Annotated in this window: 25 protein-coding genes; 4 read left to right on the top strand and 21 right to left on the bottom strand. The window is 51.7% G+C overall.

Annotated features, from left to right (window positions below):
• Window positions 1-238: 238 nt before the first annotated feature.
• The 4 genes from gap to rpoN all read right to left on the bottom strand — a co-directional run bounded on the left by gap (window position 239) and on the right by rpoN (window position 4069).
• Window positions 239-1246 carry a type I glyceraldehyde-3-phosphate dehydrogenase gene (gene gap, locus HCN83_RS06065; protein WP_168005473.1) on the bottom strand — a complete coding sequence of 336 codons (1008 nt, stop codon included), beginning with the start codon at window positions 1244-1246 and terminating at the stop codon, window positions 239-241.
• Between the two features lie 78 nt (window positions 1247-1324).
• Window positions 1325-2350: a sugar-binding transcriptional regulator gene (locus tag HCN83_RS06060; protein ID WP_168005472.1), complete on the bottom strand. Its 1026-nt coding sequence runs from the start codon at window positions 2348-2350 to the stop codon at window positions 1325-1327.
• A 153-nt stretch (window positions 2351-2503) separates the two neighbouring features.
• Complete coding sequence (locus HCN83_RS06055) at window positions 2504-2743, bottom strand: glutaredoxin family protein (RefSeq protein ID WP_168005471.1); 240 nt, start codon at window positions 2741-2743, stop codon at window positions 2504-2506.
• 21 nt (window positions 2744-2764) lie between these two features.
• Window positions 2765-4069 carry an RNA polymerase factor sigma-54 gene (rpoN, locus tag HCN83_RS06050; protein WP_246238115.1) on the bottom strand — a complete coding sequence of 435 codons (1305 nt, stop codon included), beginning with the start codon at window positions 4067-4069 and terminating at the stop codon, window positions 2765-2767.
• A gap of 212 nt (window positions 4070-4281) precedes the next feature.
• Here rpoN and clpP point away from each other — a divergent pair, with 212 nt between their 5' ends.
• Entirely contained in the window at window positions 4282-4872 is a 591-nt protein-coding gene (clpP, locus tag HCN83_RS06045; protein WP_168005469.1) for an ATP-dependent Clp endopeptidase proteolytic subunit ClpP, read from the top strand.
• 739 nt (window positions 4873-5611) lie between these two features.
• On the opposite strand, the gene HCN83_RS06040 is transcribed toward clpP, so the two are convergent.
• The 7 genes from HCN83_RS06040 to HCN83_RS06010 form a co-directional block, all read right to left on the bottom strand.
• Window positions 5612-5869 carry an HPr family phosphocarrier protein gene (locus HCN83_RS06040; protein WP_168005468.1) on the bottom strand — a complete coding sequence of 86 codons (258 nt, stop codon included), beginning with the start codon at window positions 5867-5869 and terminating at the stop codon, window positions 5612-5614.
• A 75-nt stretch (window positions 5870-5944) separates the two neighbouring features.
• Window positions 5945-6886 (bottom strand): DNA-binding protein WhiA, encoded by a 942-nt coding sequence (gene whiA, locus HCN83_RS06035; protein ID WP_168005467.1) that lies wholly within the window; start codon window positions 6884-6886, stop codon window positions 5945-5947.
• Between the two features lie 26 nt (window positions 6887-6912).
• Complete coding sequence (locus tag HCN83_RS06030; RefSeq protein WP_168005466.1) at window positions 6913-7857, bottom strand: gluconeogenesis factor YvcK family protein; 945 nt, start codon at window positions 7855-7857, stop codon at window positions 6913-6915.
• Window positions 7854-8741, bottom strand: a complete 888-nt coding sequence (gene rapZ, locus HCN83_RS06025) for an RNase adapter RapZ (RefSeq protein ID WP_425483590.1) — start codon at window positions 8739-8741, stop codon at window positions 7854-7856. Before rapZ ends, HCN83_RS06030 begins: the two co-directional genes overlap by 4 nt.
• Before the next feature lie 21 nt (window positions 8742-8762).
• Window positions 8763-9233 (bottom strand): NUDIX domain-containing protein, encoded by a 471-nt coding sequence (locus HCN83_RS06020; protein ID WP_168005463.1) that lies wholly within the window; start codon window positions 9231-9233, stop codon window positions 8763-8765.
• Window positions 9234-9456: 223 nt separating this feature from the next.
• Window positions 9457-10416, bottom strand: coding sequence for a thioredoxin-disulfide reductase (trxB, locus tag HCN83_RS06015; RefSeq protein WP_168005461.1), 960 nt, complete (start codon window positions 10414-10416; stop codon window positions 9457-9459).
• A gap of 137 nt (window positions 10417-10553) precedes the next feature.
• Window positions 10554-11552, bottom strand: coding sequence for a tetratricopeptide repeat protein (locus tag HCN83_RS06010; protein WP_168005459.1), 999 nt, complete (start codon window positions 11550-11552; stop codon window positions 10554-10556).
• Window positions 11553-11768: 216 nt separating this feature from the next.
• Here HCN83_RS06010 and HCN83_RS06005 point away from each other — a divergent pair, with 216 nt between their 5' ends.
• The 3 genes from HCN83_RS06005 to HCN83_RS05995 all read left to right on the top strand — a co-directional run bounded on the left by HCN83_RS06005 (window position 11769) and on the right by HCN83_RS05995 (window position 14431).
• Entirely contained in the window at window positions 11769-12320 is a 552-nt protein-coding gene (locus HCN83_RS06005) for a methyltransferase family protein (RefSeq protein WP_168005457.1), read from the top strand.
• A 98-nt stretch (window positions 12321-12418) separates the two neighbouring features.
• Window positions 12419-13930, top strand: coding sequence for a phytoene desaturase family protein (locus HCN83_RS06000; protein ID WP_168005455.1), 1512 nt, complete (start codon window positions 12419-12421; stop codon window positions 13928-13930).
• Between the two features lie 261 nt (window positions 13931-14191).
• The gene (locus HCN83_RS05995) at window positions 14192-14431 is read left to right on the top strand and encodes a hypothetical protein (RefSeq protein WP_168005453.1); all 240 of its coding nucleotides are present in this window, start codon (window positions 14192-14194) and stop codon (window positions 14429-14431) included.
• 248 nt (window positions 14432-14679) lie between these two features.
• On the opposite strand, the gene HCN83_RS05990 is transcribed toward HCN83_RS05995, so the two are convergent.
• The 10 genes from HCN83_RS05990 to HCN83_RS05945 all read right to left on the bottom strand — a co-directional run bounded on the left by HCN83_RS05990 (window position 14680) and on the right by HCN83_RS05945 (window position 22993).
• The gene (locus HCN83_RS05990) at window positions 14680-15471 is read right to left on the bottom strand and encodes an ion transporter (protein ID WP_168005451.1); all 792 of its coding nucleotides are present in this window, start codon (window positions 15469-15471) and stop codon (window positions 14680-14682) included.
• 374 nt (window positions 15472-15845) lie between these two features.
• On the bottom strand, window positions 15846-16481 hold the full coding sequence (gene hisIE, locus HCN83_RS05985) for a bifunctional phosphoribosyl-AMP cyclohydrolase/phosphoribosyl-ATP diphosphatase HisIE (protein WP_168005450.1): 636 nt from the start codon (window positions 16479-16481) through the stop codon (window positions 15846-15848).
• Complete coding sequence (hisF, locus tag HCN83_RS05980) at window positions 16478-17236, bottom strand: imidazole glycerol phosphate synthase subunit HisF (RefSeq protein ID WP_168005449.1); 759 nt, start codon at window positions 17234-17236, stop codon at window positions 16478-16480. Before hisF ends, hisIE begins: the two co-directional genes overlap by 4 nt.
• Window positions 17237-17238: 2 nt before the next feature.
• A complete protein-coding gene (hisA, locus tag HCN83_RS05975; RefSeq protein ID WP_168005448.1) occupies window positions 17239-17970 on the bottom strand; it encodes a 1-(5-phosphoribosyl)-5-[(5-phosphoribosylamino)methylideneamino]imidazole-4-carboxamide isomerase in 732 nt (243 codons plus the stop codon).
• A complete protein-coding gene (hisH, locus tag HCN83_RS05970) occupies window positions 17963-18589 on the bottom strand; it encodes an imidazole glycerol phosphate synthase subunit HisH (protein ID WP_168005447.1) in 627 nt (208 codons plus the stop codon). The genes hisA and hisH overlap by 8 nt, the downstream gene beginning before the upstream one ends.
• Window positions 18586-19176 carry an imidazoleglycerol-phosphate dehydratase HisB gene (gene hisB, locus HCN83_RS05965; RefSeq protein ID WP_168005446.1) on the bottom strand — a complete coding sequence of 197 codons (591 nt, stop codon included), beginning with the start codon at window positions 19174-19176 and terminating at the stop codon, window positions 18586-18588. The genes hisH and hisB overlap by 4 nt, the downstream gene beginning before the upstream one ends.
• Entirely contained in the window at window positions 19173-20453 is a 1281-nt protein-coding gene (gene hisD, locus HCN83_RS05960) for a histidinol dehydrogenase (protein WP_168005445.1), read from the bottom strand. Before hisD ends, hisB begins: the two co-directional genes overlap by 4 nt.
• Entirely contained in the window at window positions 20450-21097 is a 648-nt protein-coding gene (gene hisG / locus HCN83_RS05955) for an ATP phosphoribosyltransferase (RefSeq protein ID WP_168005444.1), read from the bottom strand. The genes hisD and hisG overlap by 4 nt, the downstream gene beginning before the upstream one ends.
• Window positions 21094-22284, bottom strand: coding sequence for an ATP phosphoribosyltransferase regulatory subunit (locus HCN83_RS05950; protein ID WP_168005443.1), 1191 nt, complete (start codon window positions 22282-22284; stop codon window positions 21094-21096). Before HCN83_RS05950 ends, hisG begins: the two co-directional genes overlap by 4 nt.
• 187 nt (window positions 22285-22471) lie before the next feature.
• Window positions 22472-22993: an acyltransferase gene (locus HCN83_RS05945; protein WP_168005442.1), complete on the bottom strand. Its 522-nt coding sequence runs from the start codon at window positions 22991-22993 to the stop codon at window positions 22472-22474.
• Between the last annotated feature and the right edge of the window lie 9 nt (window positions 22994-23002).

Here is a 23002-nt window from a genome sequence, read left to right as displayed (position 1 = left end):
TTCAGTCTTATGTGACAGGCAGCGCGAAAAAAGCGTGTCAGCTTACATTTCGCTGCCTCCGAGAAAAGTCCTGCTTTTCAGAAAGCTTTTCTTATATTCCCTTTTGCAGTCAGGCGAGACATACAACATACCGCGAGCGGTGCCGCAGTAAGCTTCGTTTACGCCATGAAAAAAGGAGGCAGGACACGGGCCCGCCTCCTAAAGGGTGTTTCAGGATGGTGTTTACTGCATAAGCAGATTAAAGTCCTTTGGATACGACGTACTCGACGAGGTTGATTACCTGCTGAGAGTAGCCTGTCTCGTTATCATACCAGGAGATTACTTTAACCATGTTGTCTTCCATAACCATTGTAGAGAGGCCGTCGATTGTAGACGCATACGTGTTGCCGTTGTAGTCCTTGGATACGAGCGGCTCTTCGCTGTAGCCGAGGATGCCTTTCAGTTCACCTTCAGCAGCTTCTTTAAACGCGTTGTTTACGTCGTCTGCTGTTACGTTCTTGTCGAGCTCTGCAACGAGGTCAACGAGAGATACGTTTGGTGTCGGTACACGCATTGCACCGCCGTTAAGCTTGCCTTTCAGTTCAGGCAGAACGAGCGCTACTGCTTTTGCAGCTCCAGTAGATGTTGGAATGATGCTCTCTGCTGCTGCACGTGCACGACGGTAGTCTTTGTGCGGCAGATCCAGAATGTTCTGGTCATTCGTGTACGAGTGAACCGTTGTCATCATACCGCGCTTCAGACCGAACTTGTCATTCAGTACTTTTGCGAATGGCGCCAGGCAGTTTGTTGTGCAGGACGCGTTGGAGATGACGTGGTGCTTTTCAGGATCATACTTATCTTCGTTTACACCGACAACGAATGTTGCATCTTCACCTGAAGCAGGTGCAGAGATAACAACTTTCTTTGCGCCAGCTTCAATGTGCTTAGCAGCAGCGTCGCGTGATGTGAAGATACCAGTAGATTCTACTACTACTTCTACACCAAGCTCGCCCCACTTCAGCTGAGCCGGATCCTTTTCAGAGGTAACGATAATTTCCTTGCCGTCAACGACGAGGTTATCGCCTTTTGCAGAAACTTCAACATCAAGCTTTCCGTGTACGGAATCGTACTGCAGCAGGTGTGCCAGCATGTCAGCGTCTGTCAGGTCGTTTACAGCTACTACTTCCACTTCAGGGCTCTCAAGCGCCTGACGGAATACAACTCGCCCGATACGTCCAAACCCGTTAATACCAATCTTCGTTGCCATGATAAAATTCCTCCTTAAAGTAGGTAAAATATAGTTCAAGGCTTCCCCTTGAAATCCCGTAGTCATCTCCTCCGGTGATCAGCCGCGGTTTAATATCCGCCTTGCTGCTCCTTCATCGGTGACGAGCACCTGTCCAGGCGCCCGCTTCATACAGGCTTCGATCGCATCTGCTTTAGAGGAACCGCCGGCCACTGCAATGATTGCAGGGATCGTCGTCAGTTCTTCCAGCTGCAGGCCGATCGTCGTTACTTTGTGAACGATTCCGCCGTCTGCGTCAAAATAATATCCGAACGCTTCTGCTACTGCATTTCCGTCTTCAAGCTTCTTCAGAACATCCGGCGCTGTATCACGGCGTTCCGCCATTGTTCTGGCATCGCCGATTCCGTGCACCACCATCGTGGCTGCGTGAATCAGCTTCAGCACCGACTGAACGTTTGGTTCGCTGATCAGGGAATCAAACGCCTCCTGACTCAGCTGGTCCGGAACGTGCAGCAGCCGGTAGGAGCCCATTGCCTTTCTGGCCATCGTGGAGCAGATTGTATTCGCCTGATTCTCCACCTGTTCACCGAGTCCGCCTCTGGCCGGAACGAAAAGAGCTTCCTTTAAGTCCGCATCGGGCACGAGCATTTCAGCAACGGCAGCGATCGATGTTCCGCCTGTAACAGCAATCACGTTGTTATCAGGCAGCAGCTTTCGCTTCATCACGCTTACCGCTGAGCGGCCAAGCTCTTTTTTCACCCAGCTGAATTCATCGCTGTCACCGGGAACGACGTGTACTTCTTCGACATCGAGACGCTTTTGCAGCTCCTCTTCAATCGTTCTCGTATCAAACACTTCTTTCATAACAGCTTCCAGCTGGCCAAGCAGCATCTGTCCTTCTTCTGTCAGCAGCATTCCTGTCGTATGAAACTCGACGAGCCCCTGATCCTTTAAAAAGGTAACCTCGGCACGCAGCACACGTTCCGACATTTCCAGACTTGCAGCCAGCGTGCGCCGGCCGATCGGCTGCATGAGCCGGATATAGCGGAGCACCCGGTAACGGAGCCCCATGACTTCGACCAGATCAGGAAGCAGTTTCTTCTGCAGATCAAGCAGCATATTCATGCGGATTCTCCTTTTACCCAGACATGCGGGACATATGTAGTCCCTAGTAGACAAATTATGTCCCACCAAGGTGTAAAAAAATCACCTTTCGAAAAGGCGTAAGAATACTCCCGCTTACGCCTTAATTGTAGCAGTATCCTTACGTATGCGCAACTAGGAAGTTTTCAGTATCGACAGCAGTTCGCCGTAGCTGACAATCCCCTCCTGAAGCACAGTACCTTCTGCAGTCTCTATAACCGGTATGCGCAGCTGATAAACTTCCAGCCATTCATCCTTCTCATAAATATCACGCTTTTCCCAGCGGATATTCGTTCCCTGAACCGCCATCTCAAGCTTTTCCTCCGCTTCCTCACAAAGCGGACAATTTTCTTTCGTATAAAAGTACAGGTTCATTTCAATCCTCCAATCTGTCCGCTACGACTCATAACGTTTCCGTTTTGAAGAAGATGGAACGTGCATCTCTTCGCGGTACTTCGCCACCGTACGACGCTTCAGTTCAATTCCATGCTCGTCAGCGAGCAGCTCCGACAGCTTCTGATCCGACAGCGGCTTTCGTTTATTTTCTCCATCAATCATTTTTTTCAGATAAATCTTCGCACGGTCCGCCGACTGATCCGCACCGCTTTCCGTCACAACACCGGATTTAAAGAAATACTTCAGCTCATACAGCCCTCTCGGAGTCTGCACATACTTTTTCGTTGCCGCACGTGAAACGGTCGACTCATGAATGTCGAGCTTTTCGGCGATCATTTTGAGCGTCAGCGGCTTCAGATGCTCCGGGCCTTGCTCCAGGAACGCACGCTGATGTTCGATGACGGCCTTTGTTACGCGCAGAATCGTATCCTGCCGCTGGGCGATGCTCCGCTGAATCCAGAGAAACTGCTCCTGCTTCTGCTTCAGATAGGAATGAACCTCCTGCTCATCCTGCCGGTACAGCTGTTCATAGCTTTTGTTTACTCTCATCACCGGAAGTGCATCATTGTTCAGCTGCACGAGCCACTCTCCGTCCTTCTTCACAACTGTTGCGTCAGGGGCGATATACTCGGCGGGTTCCTGATGAAAAGCAGCTCCCGGCTTCGGGTTCAGCGTAACGATGAAATCCGCGGCCGACTGGACGTCAGCTGCTGTCACTTCTTCCTCCTTGGCAATCTGCTTAAACTGCCTTGATGCCAGCCGGTCCAGATGCCTGTCGACGACCGCTTCTGCGAGCCTGTCGCGCACCGGCATCCGTTCGAGCTGAAGCAGCAGGCATTCACGGAGAGAACCTGCTCCGACACCTGCCGGCTCAAGCGACTGCAGAATACGGAGGCAGCTTGCTGCCAGCTCTTCCGGTTCATTCAGTTCCTCGGCAAATTCCGCAGCGCTCCCGGTGAGGTAGCCGTTCTCGTCAACTGACAACGCTAAATAGGATGCCACCGCATATTCCTTCGGGGTAAGCTGTTGTTCACGCAGCTGACTGAGCAGGTAGTCCTGCAGACCCTCTTCCCCGGCCGCCACAAAATCGAGAGCGGACACATCGTTTCCCTGATAGCTGCCCGTGCGGTTAAATTCTTTTTCCGAGCCGCTCAGTTCAAGTTCGATGAGCGGATTTTCCAGCTGCTGTTCCTGTAAATAATCATGAAGGTCCTGCACGGAATACTGCAGCATCGTAATCGCCTGTCGCAGTTCGTTCGTCATAACTAGCTTCATCGACTGCTGCTGGATCATCCTGAAATCCATATTCACCGTGCATTCCTCCTTCGCTTTACTCTGCCGTCTATTTTATCACAGTCGTGTTTGAGTTTCCCCATGAACGGTAATGGAAAGTAATGATATACTGAATTGGATGGACGGCTCAAATTGTTTGACCTTAATTGACCTTAAAGGTAAGATGGGTACATACGGAAGAACAAGCGTCCCGTAGTATCTTTATTTCTAAAGGAGGAATTGTAATGAATCTAGTACCTACAGTTATTGAACAAACGAACCGCGGGGAACGCGCCTACGATATTTACTCCCGCCTTCTCAAGGACCGCATTATCATGCTCGGCTCCGGGATCGATGACAACGTTGCGAACTCCATCGTGAGTCAGCTGCTGTTCCTGACGGCAGATGATCCGGATAAAGACATCTCTCTTTACATTAACAGCCCGGGCGGATCGATTACGGCCGGAATGGCGATTTACGATACGATGCAGTTTATTAAGCCAAACGTGCAGACAATCTGCATCGGCATGGCCGCATCCATGGGAGCATTTCTCCTTGCGGCAGGTGCCAAAGGCAAGCGTTACGCGCTGCCGAACAGCGAGGTCATGATTCACCAGCCGCTCGGCGGCACACAGGGACAGGCGTCCGACATTGAAATTCACGCGAAGCGAATCGTGCGTATGCGCGAGAAGCTGAATGAAATTCTTGCGGAGCGCACCGGCCAGGATATCGCAACGATCAGCCGCGATACGGACCGCGACAACTTCATGAGCGCCGTAGAAGCAAAAGAATACGGATTGATCGATGAAGTGATGGATAAATCACAAAAAGTATAACGTTGACGCTGCCTCCTTAACAGGGGGCAGCTTTTTTTATAAAGCTACCCTGGAAATAGCTCGTTCAACCAACGTACAATAAGCTGTTCCACTCTTGGCGAAGGCTTACCCAAGGACTTGTTCCCGACTACTATTGGCGAAAGAGCGTGTCGCCAACATGGATTCTCGCACTGTGCTCATCCTATGGGTGTCCTCGCCTTCGTTCCACTGCGTTCGTGATGTTCCTCTTTCATGGTGCAGGTTGTCATGGCAGGAGTCTCTCTGTTAAAGCCTGGTGTTGAAATGAAAAACGTATACCTGTGGCTCATCTTTCTTCGCTTGCTGCGGATAAATCCTGCAGCTAGCCCTTCCTTTCGTTCGCGATGATCATCACGCTGTCTTTTTTCGCAGGCGTTTTGAAACATCGCCTTGTCTACCATTTTCCGGACCGGAAAATGAAAGAAAGAAATAATCGATGTCTTTTCTTCCCCAAAGCAAGAACGAAGCAGAAGCCGACAGACGTCTGTGAGCCGGGAAGATCCCGCAGTACAGCGAGGAAGCCGAGGAGCTCATCCGAGGCAAGCCTGCCGATTTGAAGTGACGTGTCCTTCTACCAACAATGAATAGCAACAGAGCCTTTTATAAAAGACCAGCTCTCTTCCTTTGTCCCGCCTGCCCTATATGCAGACCACTCCTCGGCTTGCCGGGCAGCAACACCTTTTCAAACCAAAAAAACCGCCCGGCTGGACGGCTTTCTGATCTACTCTTCTTTTTCGACAAATGAACTTAGCGCACTGAGCGCCTCTTCTTCGTCCGGGCCGTCGGCTTTAATGGTAATATCCTTGTTCGCCCCTACCGCAATGCTCATAATCCCCATGATACTTTTAGCGTTGACGTTTTTTCCGTCTTTTTCAATAAAAATATCGGCATGAAATTTATTTGCTTCCTGCACGAACAGCGCAGCCGGTCTGGCCTGCAGGCCGGTTTTTCGTTTTACTGTCACATTTTTTTCAATCATTGGCTGATTCCTCCTTCGATTCGTATCCGGGTTGTTAAAAACGCTTTCATCGCGAGGTAAGAAAGAGGCGGGGGACTAAACTTTTTCCCCCGCGCGAAGCTTGTTGGCAAATTCTTCGATCTTTCGGAGCCGGTGATTAATGCCGGACTTGCTGACAGAACCGCCTCTCAGCATTTCCCCAAGTTCCTTCAGAGAAATATCCTGGTGTTCAATCCGGAGTTCGGCCACTTCTCTCAATTTATCCGGAAGAGCTTCGAGGCCGATTTCATCACGGATAAACCGGATGTTTTCCACCTGGCGCATGGCAGCTCCCACCGTTTTGTTCAAATTCGCTGTTTCACAATTGACGAGCCGGTTTACCGAATTACGCATATCCTTCATAATCCGTGTATCCTCAAACCGCAGCAGCGCCTGATGAGCACCGATAACGTTCAGAAAGTCACTGATTTTCTCTCCTTCTTTCAAATAGAGAACAAAGCCTTTTTTACGCTCAATCATTTTAGCCGGCAGATAAAATTCCTGCATCAGCTCCATCAGCGATCGGGTATGCTCTTCATAAAAGGAGAAAATCTCCAGATGATAGGAGGCTGTATCCGGATGGTTGACCGACCCGCCGGCGAGAAAAGCTCCGCGCAGATAAGATCGTTTACAACACGTTTCCGAGATCAGCTCCCGGTCGATCGTTCTCGTGAAGCTGAACGTTTCGTCTACGATTTTCAGCGACTCGAGCAGCCGGCGTGCATCTTTTGAAATACGGACGACGTAAACGTTGTTTTTCTTAAGCCGCATCTTTCTGCGGACGAGAAGCTCTACGTGAACGTCGAAGATTTTTTTGAGCAGCGTGTAAATCCGTCTTGCGATTGCCGCATTTTCTGTCTGAATATCGAGTGACATCTGCATATTCCGAAGCGACACAGCTCCATTCATACGTACGAGCGCCGCCAGCTCCGCCTTGGAGCAGCATACCTCAGACTCGAGCTGCGTTAATTCTTTTTTGGTCTGCGATGCAAATGACATGCTTCATCCCTCCCCTCGGGAAGTCTCTACAGCAGGGATAAAAGCCGCTGGGAGACCTTCATTGCATCATGGCGCAGCAGGCTGCCCGATATTGTCAGCAGCCTGTCGGAAATGATGGTAACATCCATGTCCTTCAGCCTGTTTTCATCAACAGCGACGTGCGATGCGCCTTCTTCATTATATTTTTCCGCAAACGCCTCGGGAATTTCCTGTGTATTTAATAATACCGCATCTACAACGTTTGTGCCAACATGAGCATGTATCGCTTCAACGTGATCTGCAACGGAATATCCGTCTGTTTCGCCTGGCTGGGTCATCACGTTACAGATGTACACCTTTGGCACATCGGATCGGATGAGTGCTTCTTTCATGCCGGGCACGAGCAGATTCGGAATAATACTCGTATACAGGCTTCCCGGTCCCAGCACAATTAAATCTGCCTGCTCGATCGCATAGACCGCTTCGGCCATGGGACGGGGCCATTCCGGCTCCAGGTACACCTTTTTGATCGGCTTGCCGACAGTCGGAATATTTGATTCTCCGCGGCAGACGGTGCCGTCCATGTACTCTGCGATGAGCGTTAAGTGTTCATTCGATGCCGGGATGACTTTTCCTTTCACATTGAGCACGCGGCTGATTTCCTGAACTCCCTGGGCAAAATCGCCGGTAATGCTGCTCATACCTGCAAGGAGCAGATTTCCGAGTGAATGGCCGGTCAACCCGGCACCGTTCGTAAAGCGGTGCTGAAAGAGCTCCTCAACGAGCGGCTCCACCTCGGAAAGCGCAACGAGCACGTTCCGGACATCTCCCGGCGGCGGTATATTTAACTCTTCACGGAGTCTTCCCGAGCTTCCGCCGTCATCGGCTACCGTTACAATGGCTGAAATATCGACGGGAAATGTTTTTAAGCCGCGCAGCAGGACGGACAGGCCGGTGCCTCCTCCGATTACGCAGACGTTAGCCCGTTTCATTTCTCGCGACGTCCTTTTTCCACATCACGGTGCGACACATAGGTTTGGTAATCGAGTTCGGTAAGCCTCTTTTGAAAATACTCTGCCAGCGTAACGGACCGGTGCTTGCCTCCGGTACAGCCGATTGCAATCACCAGCTGGCTTTTCCCTTCCCGCTTATAGTGCGGCAGCATATACTGCAGCAGATCATCCAGTTTTTCGACGAATTTTTTCGTCTCATCCCATTTCAGCACGTAGTCCGACACTTCTTTATCGAGCCCGGTGAGCGGCCGCATGTGATCAATGTAATGCGGGTTAGGCAGAAAGCGCACGTCGAACACGAGATCGGCATCGATCGGCAGGCCGTGCTTGAAACCAAAAGACAGCACGTTAACCTGAAACGTATCCTTCTCTTCAGACGAAAACTGCTGTAAAATCCGCTCCCGCAGCTGCAGCGGCTTCAGTCCGGTCGTATCGAGAATCACCTGCGCCGCTCCTTTTAGTTCATCCAGAAGCTCCCGTTCTGCATGAATACCGTTGAGCGGGGACGATTGTTCAGATAAGGGATGGGAACGGCGAGTTTCTTTGTAGCGCTTTACAAGTGTTTCATCATCTGCGTCCAGGTAGAGAATTTTCGGTGTCACCTTGGATTCGGTTCCAAGCCGATTCATCGTTTCAAACAGCTGATCAAAAAATTCACGGGCCCGCAGATCGATCACGAGCGCCGCTTTCTGCATTTTTCCAGCCGAACTGTCGACGAGATCGATAAATTTCGGAATCAGCGCCGGCGGCAGGTTATCGACACAAAAGTACCCCATATCCTCAAAGCTCTGCACGGCAACCGTTTTTCCTGCACCGGACATTCCGGTGATGATGACCAGTTCCAGTTCATTATGTTTAGCCACGTCTTCCATTCCCTTCTGCCTCTAAAGTCGTCTCCCATTCAATTCGAACACTGTCTCCTGGAGTTCCCGGTGGTGATTGTAAATCAGCGTTCCGTAAAGTATGCCCGGTTCATTCAGTACAGCGCTGACTGCTTTGCGGTCCGCTTCATCCATCGGGATATCATCCAGCCCCGAAACCGGAATCCAGTCGAGCTCCCCTTCCGGTGACCGGCTGCGCAGCGTACCGCTGAACCCTTTCGCATAAAACAAAAACATAGTTCGTTTTTCCATATAGCTCTCGCCATCGGTAACAAGATGCGTCAATATACCGCGCAGCTCCGGACGTCTGATCGTCAGCCCGGTTTCTTCATACACTTCACGGGCAGCTGCTTCCGGCGCCAGTTCTTCATGCTCCATCTTCCCACCCGGCACGTACCACCAGCCGCGCTTTGGCTTTTTAATCATGAGAAGCCGTCCTTCATACTCAATCATGCAATTCGTAATCCGCTGCAACGTCCCCACCTCCGAAACTTCCTAAGCTGTTTCCAGTATACTACAAAATCCGGATGGATTAAAAAAGCAATCACAGCGGACAAAAAGCGGTCTGAACAAAAAAAGGGCACGGACTGCGGTCGTCCGTGCCAAAAAACAATATAAAAGGGGGTCAATTACAATCCCAAGTATAACGAATCATTGTTGCACCTTGATTACAGCTCAATTAAAGAGTCGTTACGATTTACACCGACTCTTTTTCTGCCTGCAGCTCTTCCATTAAATTCTCAATGTAGTGCTGGGCTGATTGTGCTGCAATACTGCCGTCCCCTGTTGCTGTTACAATCTGACGGAGCATTTTGTCGCGGATGTCTCCCGCTGCAAAAATCCCCGGAATGTCCGTCTGCATATCGCCGTCTGTGACGACATATCCCTCTTTATTCGTGATGCCCAGATCGATAAACGGTTTATTCAGAGGCAGCATGCCGATGTAAACGAACACGCCGTCTGTTTTATATTCTTTTTCTGACCCGTCTTTTTTGTCAATCAGCGTCACGCTGCCGACTTTCCCGTTTTCTTCATGAATTTCCTTTAAGACGTGGCTCCAGATGAAATCAATTTTTTCGTTATTAAAGGCACGGTCCTGAAGAATTTTCTGTGCGCGCAGCTCGTCGCGGCGGTGTACAACAGTGACCTTGCTCGCAAAGCGGGTCAGGTAAACCGCTTCTTCTACAGCGGAGTCTCCACCGCCGATAACAAAGAGCTCTTTCTCCTTAAAGAAAGCTCCGTCACATACTGCGCAGTAGGATACACCGCGTCCGCCGAGCTCTTCTTCACCCGGAACGCCGATTTTTTTGTACTCCGCACCAGTAGAAATGATGATGGAACGCGTTTTAATCTCCCCGTTTCCGAGAACGATCGTTTTGTACTCGCGTCCGTTCTTGATTTCCTGTACATCGCCGTACTTGTATTCTGCGCCGAACTTCGTTGCGTGCTCAAACATTTTGTTGGACAGATCCGGTCCGAGAATATGGTCGTAGCCCGGGTAGTTTTCCACTTCTTCCGTATTCGCCATCTGGCCGCCCGGCATACCGCGTTCCAGCATAACAGTGGACAGATTTGCACGGGACGTATAGACGGCAGCCGTCATACCGGCAGGTCCTGCACCGATAATCACTACATCATAAATCGTTTCTTCACTCATTGTTTCACTCTCCTATACGTAATAAATTCCCCTGGCATACTGATGAACTGTCTTCATCCTAAAGAATTTGCAGATGCGTGTCCACTTATCTGCTCATATACCCCCACAGGCATTGAAAATGTGATCATAACAAGGTTTTAATACGTCCAATCCTTAATCCAGGCATCTGCCTCTGCAGAACGAAGCTTCATGAACCGCTCCCGTTTTTCCGGCTGCATCGAAGCTGCCTGCTCCCACAGCCTGGAGGCACGTCCTTCGTAGCCGGCATATTTCGCAGCCGCCGCAAGCTGATGGAGATAAACCGCCCGCTCCACCGGTACGGATTCGCGCAGAAGGTGATACGCCCGCCGGAAAATACCAGCCGCAAACAACACCTTTGCCAGCACATAGCGCTCCCAGCGATCCATTGGATATAGCCCGGAAAGGTCGGCTTCCAGCTCCTCTTTCGTCCGGTTCCCCTGCATGAGCGCACCGAGCTCCAACAGGCAGCGTGCGCTCGTATCAGCTCCTTCTTTTTGCATTAAATTGTTCAGAATCTCAGCTGCCTCATCGAACTTTCCCTGACGAATCTGCGCTTCTGCAAGCACCCCGTACATGAACCAGCATCGGCTCTGTTCAGCTGTGAAGCGGGCAGCTTCTTCCTCTGCTTGTTCGAACTGTCCTTCATGCAGCAGCATAACAGCGTGTGTGGAAAACGGATCTGTCCGGTGCAGATCGGTATGTTCCTGGCCCAGTTCGACCTTCAGTAAATAGTGCAGAGCGTCTGCATCCTCCCGAAAGTCTCCGGTACAGTCCAGTTCCATGTACATCTCCAGATACTCTTTCGCTTCTTCAAATTCACCGCTGTGAGCCAGGTTGTTTGCCAGGAAAAAGTAGCTCTCGCTCATCGACGGATCTACATCTTCAATAATCTGCCGCAGCCACCGGTTGGAAGACGCATAGTCCCCTTCTTCAGCGAGCAGAATCGCCAGCTGGCATAGAAATACGGGTTCTTCCGGGTCCATGTCAACGGCACGCTTGATCAGATGAATGGATTTGGCCGTCTGTTTATTTTGATATGCTTCGATACCCTTTTTATAAAAAAAACTACCATCCCTCATGAAAGGGATGACTTGTGCATTTCTCGTCTGCGTCATGGAGACACGTCCTCCGTTCAGAAATCGGTCATTTTTCTTTAAGAAGTATAACATGCACGGCACAAGCGGACAATGTGATTTTCCACTCTTTCTCGCGGATGGTATTTTTTTCTGAATATTGTTTCAGACAGGTTAGACACGTTGTATAACGGGTATGGAAGGAAAGTGCCGTAAACCGGCTTCCTACATATAACACGCAGAACGGAGCTGGGACGCATGCCGCTTTATGACATTATTTTTACCGCCCTCTCAATTATCTGGGTGCTTGAATTTCTTTTGTTTAAAAGCCGCAGAAATACGGACCGGTCGGAGCGCGGATCGTTTCCGTGGATTATGACAGCAGCTGTTTCTGCTGTCATTTTATCCATTGTGAGCCGCGAAGCCGGTCTGCTTACGTTCGGCGGCACCGGAGTGCTGACGGCCGGACTGATCCTGTACGGCTGTGGAATCGCCCTCCGCTACTGGGGCATTCTCGCACTCGGCAGTCAGTTTACGAGAGGGGTGCAGGTGCGGGAGGGCGATCAGCTCGTCAGCCACGGTCCCTTCAGACTTCTGCGGCACCCGCTTTATACCGGCCTGCTTCTGCTCTTATCAGGGTTTTCCCTGTTTATGACGAGCCTGCCGGGTCTGATTATTGTCCTGTTCGTGTTTCTCCCGCTTCTGATGAGGCGGATCCGCAATGAAGAAGCAGCGCTCACCCGCTCGTTCGGCAGCACGTATACGAAGTGGCTCGAAGGCCGCTATCGGATTCTTCCTTTCATTTATTAAGCACTGGCTGCAGCAGATGGGTACGTCCCCTGTACGGCGGCTTTTGCAGACACCCAGGATTGACAGACGACTATAGTAAACACGGAGGTGCGGGAAAGATGACAGTTAAACAAAAAGCAGTGGTGATCGGGGCCGGACTCGGCGGCCTTTCAGCAGCAATGAGACTTGCCGGTGACGGCTATGACGTCACCGTGCTCGAAAAAAATGAACGGATCGGCGGCAAGCTGAATCAGCGAAGCGGAGAAGGGTTCACGTTTGATACCGGCCCTTCCATTCTGACGATGCCGTGGGTGCTGGAGCAGCTGTTCAACAGCGTGCACCGCAATGTTGATGATTACATGGACATTATCCGCATCGAACCACAATGGAAAACGTTTTTTGAAGACGGGACAACGCTGAACGTATTATCCGATATTCCGGACATGCTGAATGAAATGAAAAAGGTAAAGCCGGACCCGGGCCGCTCCTTCATGAAGTTTCTCAGCTATTCCCAGGACATGTACGACCTCTGTATGAAAAGCTTTTATAAGACGAGCATCACCGGGCTGAAGGATTTAAAGCAGCAGCATACGCTGAAGGAACTGCTTTCCATGGATCCGTTCAATACGGTGGCAGACAGTACAAAGAAGCACTTTGACAATAAATACCTGGAGCAGCTGTTCAACTTTTTCGTCATGTACGTCGGCTCCAATCCGTACCAGTCTCCGGCGATCCTGAACCAGCTCGTATACGTTCAGCTCGGCCTTGGCATTTACTACGTCAAAGGCGGCATGTACAACATTGCACGCGGCATGAAAAACGTGCTCGATGAACTGCGCGTCGACGTGCAGACTGATACCCCGGTTTCACACATCCATCTTGAAAACGAGACAGCTACAGGCGTTGTGACGGAAAACGGCGACTACGTTCCGGCTGATATTGTCGTTTCCAACCTGGAAGTTATTCCGGCATATGAGACGCTCCTTCCGAAAAACAGCAAAACGAAAAAAGAAGTGAAGTCGCTCTCGAAAACATACGAACCAACCGTGTCCGGACTTGTGCTTCTGCTCGGAACCGACCGCGAATTCCCGCAGCTGGAACACCACAACTTCTTCTTCTCGGAAGATCCGGAAAAAGAGTTCAAACAAATCTTTGAAAAGGGAGTGCCGGCAGATGATCCAACGATTTATATTGGGGTTTCTTCTAAAACCGATCCTTCGCAGGCTCCGGAAGGGAAGGAAAACCTCTTCGTTCTCACCCACGTCCCGCCAAAGACCGCGATGAAAAAGCAGGGTGACTGGGACCGCTACAGAGAAGTCGTACTCGACAAGCTGGAGCGGATGGGCCTTACCGGGCTGCGCAGCTCGATCGAATTTGAGTATGAGTTTAATCCGGATACGTTGGAAGAGCTCTACGGCGCAAACGGCGGATCGATTTACGGCATCGCAGCCAACAAAGATACGAACGGCGGATTCAAAATTCCGGCAAGAAGCCAGCTCTACGAGAACCTCTACTTCAGTGGCGGCTCCACTCATCCCGGCGGAGGCGTGCCGATGGTCACCCTCTCCGGACAGCTTACAGCTGATCTGATCAAAGAAGATCAAAAAGCAAAAGCAAAAAAGGCTCAGTAGTCAACTAGAAGGCCGGTACGAGTGATCCTCGTACCGGCCTTCTCAGGTTGTTGAAAAAATCTTTCCACTTATATGTTTATTCGTTTGATTGTATTTCCCCTCTGCTTACCGGCGGAAGCTTGCCGTGGGCTGGCCTTCAGCTATTTCTCAGGGTGACCCTGTATGAAGGGAAGAAAGACACGCAGGATGGCGCGGCTTCACTCGGACACAGGCTTCTCGCGAGAAGCCTTTAAGACCCGGTCCGGCTCCGCTCGTGCGTTGATGCCGTTCGCAGATCTGAACGGCTCTGAATCTTCATGCTGCGCTGATTCCACTGGCGTCTCCGCCGGACACATCGGGAAAACGGCTCTGCTTCTTAGAAAACATCGTCACGACAGGCAGACGCGACGGCTTTTTTTTACGTTTATCATGAATTCTAAGAAGTATGGACATCCCTATTTAACATCGAAACGTCTCATCCGGAAGTTTCTATCTGTAAGGAAGCCAATCGTGAAGACCTAACCAGGCACGTGAAACGCACTGCCGCTGCCTACATCGAAGGGCCTCGACTCCGGGAGGATCAGAACGAGGCGAAGATCCAGCGCTTCCGACAGCAGGAGGAAGCGGTTAGCTGAGCCCGTTCCCTCCGGAAAGCGAGTGTCCGCAGATACAGGCAGATGCAACGTTATTCACCGAAAATGACTTTATCAACACTCAGAGAAGGCCGGTACGAGTGATCCTCGTACCGGCCTTCTTTACGTTCTTTTACATTAGCGCTCTTTGTCCCGGAGCAGTATCTCCTTAATTTCCTGAATATCCTGACGCAGCGCCTCGTTTTCTCTGTAGAGACGGTCCATGTTTTCCTTCTGAGCTTCTTCATCTTCATGACCGAGATAATCGAGAATGACGGCGACGACGAGGTTTAAAATAACCAGTGCGCCAATCACGATAAACGAAACGAAGTAAAACCATGCCCACGGTATTTCAGCAATGACCGGACGGGCTACCTGACTGGCCCACGATTCAAAGGTGACGACCTGAAGCAGCGTGAACAACGATGTATGAAAGCTTCCAAAAAATTCATACGGCAGAACACCGCGGAAAAACGTCGTGCCGATGATCGCATAAATGGAGAAAATTAAGGCTGTCAGGCCAAGAATGCCCGTCAGCGCAGGCAGTGAGCGCATAAGGGAATCAATGATTTTGCGCAGAGCCGGGATAGCCGGAATCATGCGAATGAGACGCAGCACCCGGATCAGACGCAGCACACTGACGAGCGGCGTGTTATAAAACGCGAGACTCAGAGCCACGATCGTAAAATCGAATATGTTCCAGCGCTCGGAAAAATAACCGCGCACGCCAAGACCGATCATTTTTAATACGAGTTCAACGACGAATATCCAGACGATAATCGTATCCAGGAGCAAAAGAAATGAATCTCCCGGCTGGTAGGACTCCGCCACAATGACGAGACCATTTAAGAGAATGATCCCGATAACGACAGGCTGAAACAGCCGGTGCTCGACCAGCCGTCTGATAGTTTCACGAAATGATGACTGCATATATGTATTCCGTCCTTCTTTTTAGAAATAATCACGCTCCTGATTATAGCACGGATGATGCTGTTTGACTCAGCCTTATGATGCTAAAGACAGTACAGCAGGTTATTCAAGCCGTTTCCAGCTTATTTTTATAGAGTGCGGCCTGCCTATGAAGCATCGCTGCTTTCTTCAAGCAGGCCCGCGGTCAAAAGCGACACTAGCCGGCTAAAACGTAGCTCGCCGGCCCGCAACTATAACTCAACGAGGTCCCCCGAAAGCGACAGACACTAACATGAACCTAGCTGCGGTCCATAAACCGACCGCGCCTCAACGCCCCACATAAAAAAGCACTGAAAAAGGGGCAATTCCCTCTTTTTCAGTGCGTTCCAGGCAAATCAGACTCCCTTTTTGCCGCTGTGACGCTCTTCAAGCCGTTTCAGCACATCATCAACGGAAAGCTTCTGTTCCTGAAGCAGCACGAGCCAGTGGTAGAGAAAATCTGCACTTTCCCAGACGAGCTCCTGTTTATCACCGTTTTTGGCAGCGATGATAATTTCGGATGCTTCCTCACCGACTTTCTTAAGAATTTTATCAATTCCTTCTTCAAACAAGTACGTCGTGTAAGAGCCTTCCGGCATCGTCTGTTCCCGCTCCGCCAAGAGCTGCTCCAGCTCCTCAATCACCGCAAAGCGGCTTTTGGCCTGCTTTTCCTCAAGCATACTGTGGGTGAAACAGCTGACTGCACCGGTATGACAGGCGGGCCCTGCTGGTTCGACCAGCACGACGAGAGCATCCTGGTCGCAGTCGAAGCGGACATCGGTGACCCGCTGCGTATTGCCGGAGGTAGCCCCTTTATGCCAAAGCTCCTGACGTGACCGGCTGTAAAACCACGTTTCCCGTGTCTCAAGCGTCTTTTCCAGTGACTCTTTATTCATGTAGGCAAGCGTCAGTACTTCTTTCGTTGCTTGATCCTGAACGATTGCAGGAATTAATCCCTGATCGTCAAACTGTAGGTTTTCAACTGCTGTCATCGGATTGGCAGCCCCTTTTCTTTAAGATACGCTTTCACTTCTGCAACAGACGTTTCGCGGTAGTGAAAAATAGAAGCGGCAAGCGCTGCATCTGCTTTCCCGTTCACAAATACAGACTCAAAATGGGCCGCGTTTCCAGCTCCGCCGGATGCGATCACCGGCACCGATACCGCTTCGCTGACCGCTTTCGTCAGTTCTTCTGCAAAGCCGCTCTTTTCACCGTCCTCGTCCATGCTCGTCAGCAGAATTTCACCGGCTCCGAGACTTACGGCTTCCGTTACCCAGGAAATGACGTCACGCTCAGTCGGCTTCCGGCCTCCGTGCGTGTACACCCGCCATGACTGCAGCTCGTCATCCCATTTGGCATCGACTGCTAACACGATACACTGGCTTCCGAAAAAGTCTGCGCCCTCTTTAATTACCTCCGGACGCATTAATGCCGCTGTGTTTAGCGATACTTTATCAGCGCCGGCACGCAAAATCCGCTTCATGTCCTCGAGCGAATTGATGCCGCCTCCTACGGTGAAAGGGATCGCCAGCTTGCCGGCCACTTCCTGGACCACGTCGACCATCGTTTCTCGTCCTTCATGGGATGCCGAAATATCAAGGAATACGAGCTCATCAGCACCCTGCTCATCATAAAAAGAAGCAAGCTCAACCGGATCACCGGCGTCGCGAAGGTTTACAAACTGCACCCCTTTTACAACTCGGCCTTCCTTTACATCAAGGCAGGGAATAATTCGTTTTGTCAGCATCGTTACGATTCCTCCTTCAGCGCGTCCTCCAGCGTTACAGCATCGGTATAAAGTGCTTTACCGATAATCGCTCCGGAAATGCCGTCTCCGCTTCGTAAAGCGAGCTCCTTGACGTCTTCGATGCTGCTGACGCCGCCGGAAGCGATCACGCGTTTACCGGTTGCCCGTCCAAGTGAAGCAATGGCCTCGACGTTCGGTCCGGACATCATGCCGTCCTTTGAAATGTCCGTCATGATAAACGTTTCAGCCCCGGCTTCTGCCAGACGCTTACCGAGCTCATCCGCCTTCACCTGTGACGTTTCCAGCCAGCCGTGCGTGGCTGCATAGCCGTCCCGGGCATCAATGCCGATTGCAATGCGGCTGCCGTATTTTTGCAGCATGTCTGACGCGAACTCCGGATCGGCAACAGCCGAACTGCCGAGAATCACACGTGCGACGCCGGCTTCCAGATAGCGGACGATGTCTTCTTCCGTGCGGATACCGCCGCCGATCTGAATCTTTGCGTTCAGCTCGGATGCAGCGCGAATCACGTGCGCATCGTTCACCGGCTTTCCTGCTTTCGCTCCGTCCAGGTCCACCATGTGAATCCAGGAAGCGCCTTTTTCAGCGAAGGCAGCTGCCATATCATACGGGGAATCTCCATAAACCGTTTCCTTATCGTAGTCTCCCTGAAGCAGACGGACGCATTTGCCTCCGCGCATGTCGATCGCCGGATAAATCGTAAAATCAGTCAACTTCCACGCCCCCCTTCTGTTCCACAAAATTTTTCAGCATGCTCATGCCGACGCTGCTGCTTTTTTCCGGATGAAACTGTGTTGCCCAGACGGATCCTGACGCTGCGACTGCCGGTACTTCAGCATCCGCGTAGTCGGTTACCGCGACGAGCACATCTTCAGAACCGGCCTCCACGTAGTAGGAATGCACAAAATAAACGTGCCCTTCTTCCACCTGATACAGCACTGGGTGTGCCGGCTGTTTAAACGTCAGCTTGTTCCAGCCCATATGCGGCACTTTCACTCCATTTTCCCGAAAGCGGACCACTTTGCCCGGAAGCAGCCCGAGTCCTTTCGTTGAACCGTTCTCTTCGCTCTCATCAAACAGCAGCTGCATCCCAAGACAGATGCCGAGAAGCGGCTTGCCGTCTTCGGCCCATTTCGTTACAAACGAGTCGAGTCCGCGCTTCTCCAGCTCAGCCATGCCGTCGCGAAAGGAGCCGACGCCGGGAAGAATGAGCATATCCGCTTTTTCCAGTTCAGCCGGATCTTCCGACAAAAACGGGTCATGGCCAATCCGCTCCAGCGCTTTCGTAACGCTGTGCAAATTGCCCATTCCGTAGTCGATGATACCGATCATGACAAACTCCCCTTTGTTGATGGAATTCCTTTTACACGCGGATCAAGCTGAACTGCTTCGTCCAGGGCACGGCCGAGTGCCTTAAATACTGCCTCAATGATATGATGCGCATTTGTTCCGTAGTGCACGTTGACGTGCAGGTTCATGCGCGCCTCGAGTGCGAGCTTCCAGAGAAATTCTTCGATCAGCTCTGTATCAAATGTGCCCAGCTTCTGATGCGGAATCGTTCCTTTCAGCTCGAAGTGCGGCCGGTTGCTTAAGTCAATTACAACGTGGGCAAGCGCATCGTCCATCGGTACAAAGGCAGAGCCGTAGCGGCGGATGCCCCGCTTGTCGCCGAGTGCTTCCTGCAAAGCGGACCCGAGCACGATGCCGATGTCTTCAGTCGTGTGATGATCATCGATTTCGGTATCACCCCGGGCTGTCAGTTTCAAATCGAACAGTCCGTGTCTTGTAAACAGGTCGAGCATATGCGTCATAAACGGGACATCAGTGAGCAGTACAGCCTCTCCGCTCCCATCCAGGTTCAGTTCCAGCTCAATCTGTGTTTCTTTCGTATCACGCTTTCTTCCAGCAGTCCGGCTCATGATCGGTCTCCCTTCTTCATTCGGATTTCAATGGCTCTCGCGTGGGCTTCCAGCTGCTCCAGCCTTGCAAATGCAGCAATTTTAGCGCCGTTTTCTTCCAGCGCCTGTTCGCTGTATGATAAAATACTCGTTTTCTTCGTAAAGTCATCCACGTTCAGCGGACTTGAAAAACGCGCCGTGCCGTTCGTCGGCAGCACGTGGTTCGGTCCGGCAAAGTAGTCGCCTACCGGCTCGGAGCTGTTTTCCCCGAGGAAAATCGCGCCTGCGTGGCGGATCTTCGCCATCACATCCCACGGCTTGGCCGTATGGAGCTCGAGGTGCTCCGGAGCCAGTTCGTTAACTGCAGCGCATGCTTCTTCAAGATCTTTTGCTACATAGATAGCGCCGTGATTGTTAATAGACGGTTCTGCAATCTCTTTTTTCGGGAGCGTCTGCAGCTGCTTTTCTACTTCCTGCTTCGTTTCCTCAGCAAGCTCCCGGCTCGTCGTTACGAGAACAGCGGATGACATCGGATCATGCTCTGCCTGGCTCAGCATATCCGCTGCAATGAAGTCCGCGTGAGCCGACTGATCGGCTAAAATAACAATCTCACTCGGTCCGGCGAGCATGTCAATATCGATATGGCCGAAAACAAGCTGCTTGGCGAGCGTTACAAAGATGTTGCCAGGTCCGGTTACTTTATCGACCGGTGCAATCGTTTCGGTACCAAATGCCAGAGCTGCGACGGCCTGCGCACCGCCGACTTTGTAAATTTCCTTTACCCCAAGCTCGTACGCGACAGCAAGAACGACCGGTGCCAGTTTCCCTTCCGCATCCGGAGGGCTGACCATGACAATCCGTTCCACTCCTGCCACCTGTGCCGGCACGACATTCATAATAATAGAAGAAGGGTAGGCAGCCCGACCGCCCGGCACATAAACGCCTGCTGCATCGAGCGGCAGAATGCGCTGGCCGAGAATCGTTCCGTCCGGCTTCGTCGTGATCCACGCTTCCCGCTTCTGACGCTCGTGAAAATCGCGCACGTTGGCTGCTGCCTCGCGGATGATCTCTCTTGTTTCCTCCGACACGGCTGCCGCTCCCTGCTCCAGCTCGTTCCGGGTCACACGCATGCTGTCGAGTTCAGCACCGTCAAAGCGCTTCGTCAGCTCAGCAACGGCTTCGTCTCCGCGTGTGCGGACGTCCTGCAGAATCTTCTCTACGGTTCTGCGCTGTTCCGACGTTCCTTGATCAATCGAGCGCTTCAGCGACATGCCTTCCGTCAGTGCTTCGAGTTTCATGCTTGTTCCTCCCCGTTGATAACCTCTGCAAGGCGGTCGACCATATCATCGATCCGGTCTGCCTTCGTCCGGTAGCTGACCGGATTAACGATGAAGCGCGAAGTGATGGGAATCATCGTTTCAATTTCCACAAGCCCGTTCTCCTTCAGCGTCTGGCCGGTCGATACGATATCAACGATCCGGTCTGCCAGGCCGACAATCGGCGCGAGCTCAATCGATCCGTTCAGCTTGATGATTTCGACCTGCTCACCCTGTTCGCGGAAATAGTCGGACGTCAGCTTCGGATACTTCGACGCGATTTTCGGTGCGACGTCGAGCTCGGGGCTGTAGTCCGGAAGCGCGGCAACGGCCATGTAGCAGGCACTTATTTTCAAGTCCAGCACTTCGTACACGTCACGCTCTTCTTCGATCATGACGTCCTTTCCGGCTACGCCTACGTCTGCCACGCCGTGTTCAACGTAGGTCGGCACGTCCATTGGTTTTGCGAGGATAAACTGCATGCCGGATTCCGGCACTTCCAAAATGAGGCGGCGGGAGTCATCAAATTCCGGAGGCAGATCGTAGCCTGCTTTGCGGAGAAGTTCGACTGCTTCTTCAAAAATACGACCTTTCGGCATGGCGACTGTTAACAGCTCCTGATTCATCGCTTGACTCCCCCTTCCCCGTTTGATCCGACGTAGTAAGCGGTACGGTCAAACTGCTTGGAATACGCATCGATATTGGCAATTCCGCTGATTTCCTGTATGACGACCGAGCGGCCTTCAGAGCGGAGTCGTTTCGCTTCAGCGAACGCTTCCCTGCGCCGTTCACTGCTGTAAATGACGCAAACATCCTTTTGCACAGACTGCTTTGCCTGGCCGAGCGCTTCTGTCATCCGGTCCACACGCAGTCCAAAACCGGTTGCCGGCTCTTCGTGGTGAAACCGTCCGAGCAGCTGATCATAGCGGCCTCCGCCTCCAAGCGGATAGCCCAGACCTTCACTGTAAGCTTCAAAGACAACTCCCGTATAGTAGCTCATGTGCATAACGAGGTTCAGATCGAGAATGAGACAGTCTTCCACGTCAAAATCAGCAAGCACGTCAAGCAGGTTTTCGAGCTGATCGAGCGCCTTTTGTCCTGCTCTTGATTCCGTGATGCTGCGGGCACGTTCAATAATTGAAGCGTCCCCTTTCAGACGAAGCAGCTCCAGCAGCCTCCGCTTATCCAGTGAGGAAAGCGGGAGCTGTTCAACTGCTTTGCGGAAGCCGACGTAGTTTTTCTCGTATAAATAACGGCGGAACTCCGATGCCCGCTTCTCATTGCCAAGCACTTCTTTGAGCAAGGCATTGACGAAGCCAACGTGCCCGACGGCTACCTGATACGTCGGAATTCCTGCTGCTTTCATCGACGACACCATGAGTGAGATCACTTCCGCATCCGCACTGACAGAATCATCCCCAATCAGCTCGACGCCTGCCTGTTCGAACTCGGCCGGCCGCCCGCCTTCATACTGCTGAGCGCGAAAAACGGCTGCATCATATGTGAGCCGGAGCGGACGTTCCGATGCTTTCATCGTCGAAGCGGCAATTCGTGCGATCGGCGCGGTCATGTCCGGCCGCAGAACAAGCGTATTGCCCTCCTGGTCAAGCAGCTTAAACAGCTGACGGTCGAGAATGGCCGATGCGCTGCCGACCGTTTCATTGAACTCTACCGTCGGTGTTTCCACAAATTCATAGCCCCACTGCGTTACCTCCTGGGTGACGCCGCGTTTGATCTGCTGCTTCAGCTGGTAAAGCTCCGGCAGTGTATCCCGCATCCCCTGCGGCTTTTCAAACATAAACAGCTTCGTCATGTCATCAGTCTTCCTTTCCTGTCTGTATCAATTCGTTCCGGAATCCGGAAATGTCAACGTTTCGTTTACTTTAATGTGCTAACGTGATAGAGCAATAAAGATCTTATGACATATATTACACGCCATCCTTGGCTCCGTCAACCGGAAGGATATCGATAAAAAACGCGGTCTGACAGAGCATCCCCTATCAGTCCCGCGCCTTTAACTCCATTGTTTTTTCTGTATCGCCCGGTCGGATCAGCTGCATCGGATTCCCGCCGACAAACGCACCGGGAGGGACATCTTTATGCACGAGCGTTGCCGCCGAGACAATCGCCCCGTCCCCGATGGTAACGCCGGGCAGAATCGTGCAGTTCGCGCCGATCATGACATTATCTCCGATAACCACATCGCCGAGCCGATATTCGCTGATCAGATATTCATGCGCCAGTATCGTCGTGTTATAGCCGACGACGCTGTTCCGGCCGATGGAAATGCGCTCCGGAAACATAACATCAAACATGACCATCAGTGCAACAGCTGCTTCCGGACCGATTTTAGCGCGCAAAAATGTACGGTACAGCCAGTTTTTCATGGGCAGAAACGGTGTATACCGCGCCGTCTGAATAACGACAAAGTTGCGTACTACTTTCCAGAACGGGACCGTTTTGTAAATGTGCCAGAGCGAGTTGGCAGTTTCCACCGGGTAGCTCGTTGTGTTCCGGGGCATAACGCTCCT

It is taken from the genome of Alkalicoccus luteus (assembly GCF_012034335.1).
Classification (GTDB): Bacteria; Bacillota; Bacilli; order Bacillales; family Salisediminibacteriaceae; genus Alkalicoccus; species Alkalicoccus luteus_A.
The sequence above is the reverse complement of the archived record's forward strand: the minus strand, read 5'-3'. Positions and strand labels throughout refer to the sequence as shown.

Coding starts and splice junctions, on each gene's coding strand:
- gap (WP_168005473.1), bottom strand. CDS start 1,246: ATGGCAACGAAGATTGGTATTAACGGGTTTGGACGTATCGGGCGAGTT.
- HCN83_RS06060 (WP_168005472.1), bottom strand. CDS start 2,350: ATGAATATGCTGCTTGATCTGCAGAAGAAACTGCTTCCTGATCTGGTC.
- HCN83_RS06055 (WP_168005471.1), bottom strand. CDS start 2,743: ATGAACCTGTACTTTTATACGAAAGAAAATTGTCCGCTTTGTGAGGAA.
- rpoN (WP_246238115.1), bottom strand. CDS start 4,069: ATGGATTTCAGGATGATCCAGCAGCAGTCGATGAAGCTAGTTATGACG.
- clpP (WP_168005469.1), top strand. CDS start 4,282: ATGAATCTAGTACCTACAGTTATTGAACAAACGAACCGCGGGGAACGC.
- HCN83_RS06040 (WP_168005468.1), bottom strand. CDS start 5,869: ATGATTGAAAAAAATGTGACAGTAAAACGAAAAACCGGCCTGCAGGCC.
- whiA (WP_168005467.1), bottom strand. CDS start 6,886: ATGTCATTTGCATCGCAGACCAAAAAAGAATTAACGCAGCTCGAGTCT.
- HCN83_RS06030 (WP_168005466.1), bottom strand. CDS start 7,857: ATGAAACGGGCTAACGTCTGCGTAATCGGAGGAGGCACCGGCCTGTCC.
- trxB (WP_168005461.1), bottom strand. CDS start 10,416: ATGAGTGAAGAAACGATTTATGATGTAGTGATTATCGGTGCAGGACCT.
- HCN83_RS06010 (WP_168005459.1), bottom strand. CDS start 11,552: ATGACGCAGACGAGAAATGCACAAGTCATCCCTTTCATGAGGGATGGT.
- HCN83_RS06005 (WP_168005457.1), top strand. CDS start 11,769: ATGCCGCTTTATGACATTATTTTTACCGCCCTCTCAATTATCTGGGTG.
- HCN83_RS06000 (WP_168005455.1), top strand. CDS start 12,419: ATGACAGTTAAACAAAAAGCAGTGGTGATCGGGGCCGGACTCGGCGGC.
- HCN83_RS05995 (WP_168005453.1), top strand. CDS start 14,192: ATGCCGTTCGCAGATCTGAACGGCTCTGAATCTTCATGCTGCGCTGAT.
- HCN83_RS05990 (WP_168005451.1), bottom strand. CDS start 15,471: ATGCAGTCATCATTTCGTGAAACTATCAGACGGCTGGTCGAGCACCGG.
- hisIE (WP_168005450.1), bottom strand. CDS start 16,481: ATGACAGCAGTTGAAAACCTACAGTTTGACGATCAGGGATTAATTCCT.
- hisF (WP_168005449.1), bottom strand. CDS start 17,236: ATGCTGACAAAACGAATTATTCCCTGCCTTGATGTAAAGGAAGGCCGA.
- hisH (WP_168005447.1), bottom strand. CDS start 18,589: ATGATCGGTATCATCGACTACGGAATGGGCAATTTGCACAGCGTTACG.
- hisB (WP_168005446.1), bottom strand. CDS start 19,176: ATGAGCCGGACTGCTGGAAGAAAGCGTGATACGAAAGAAACACAGATT.
- hisD (WP_168005445.1), bottom strand. CDS start 20,453: ATGAAACTCGAAGCACTGACGGAAGGCATGTCGCTGAAGCGCTCGATT.
- hisG (WP_168005444.1), bottom strand. CDS start 21,097: ATGAATCAGGAGCTGTTAACAGTCGCCATGCCGAAAGGTCGTATTTTT.
- HCN83_RS05950 (WP_168005443.1), bottom strand. CDS start 22,284: ATGACGAAGCTGTTTATGTTTGAAAAGCCGCAGGGGATGCGGGATACA.
- HCN83_RS05945 (WP_168005442.1), bottom strand. CDS start 22,993: ATGCCCCGGAACACAACGAGCTACCCGGTGGAAACTGCCAACTCGCTC.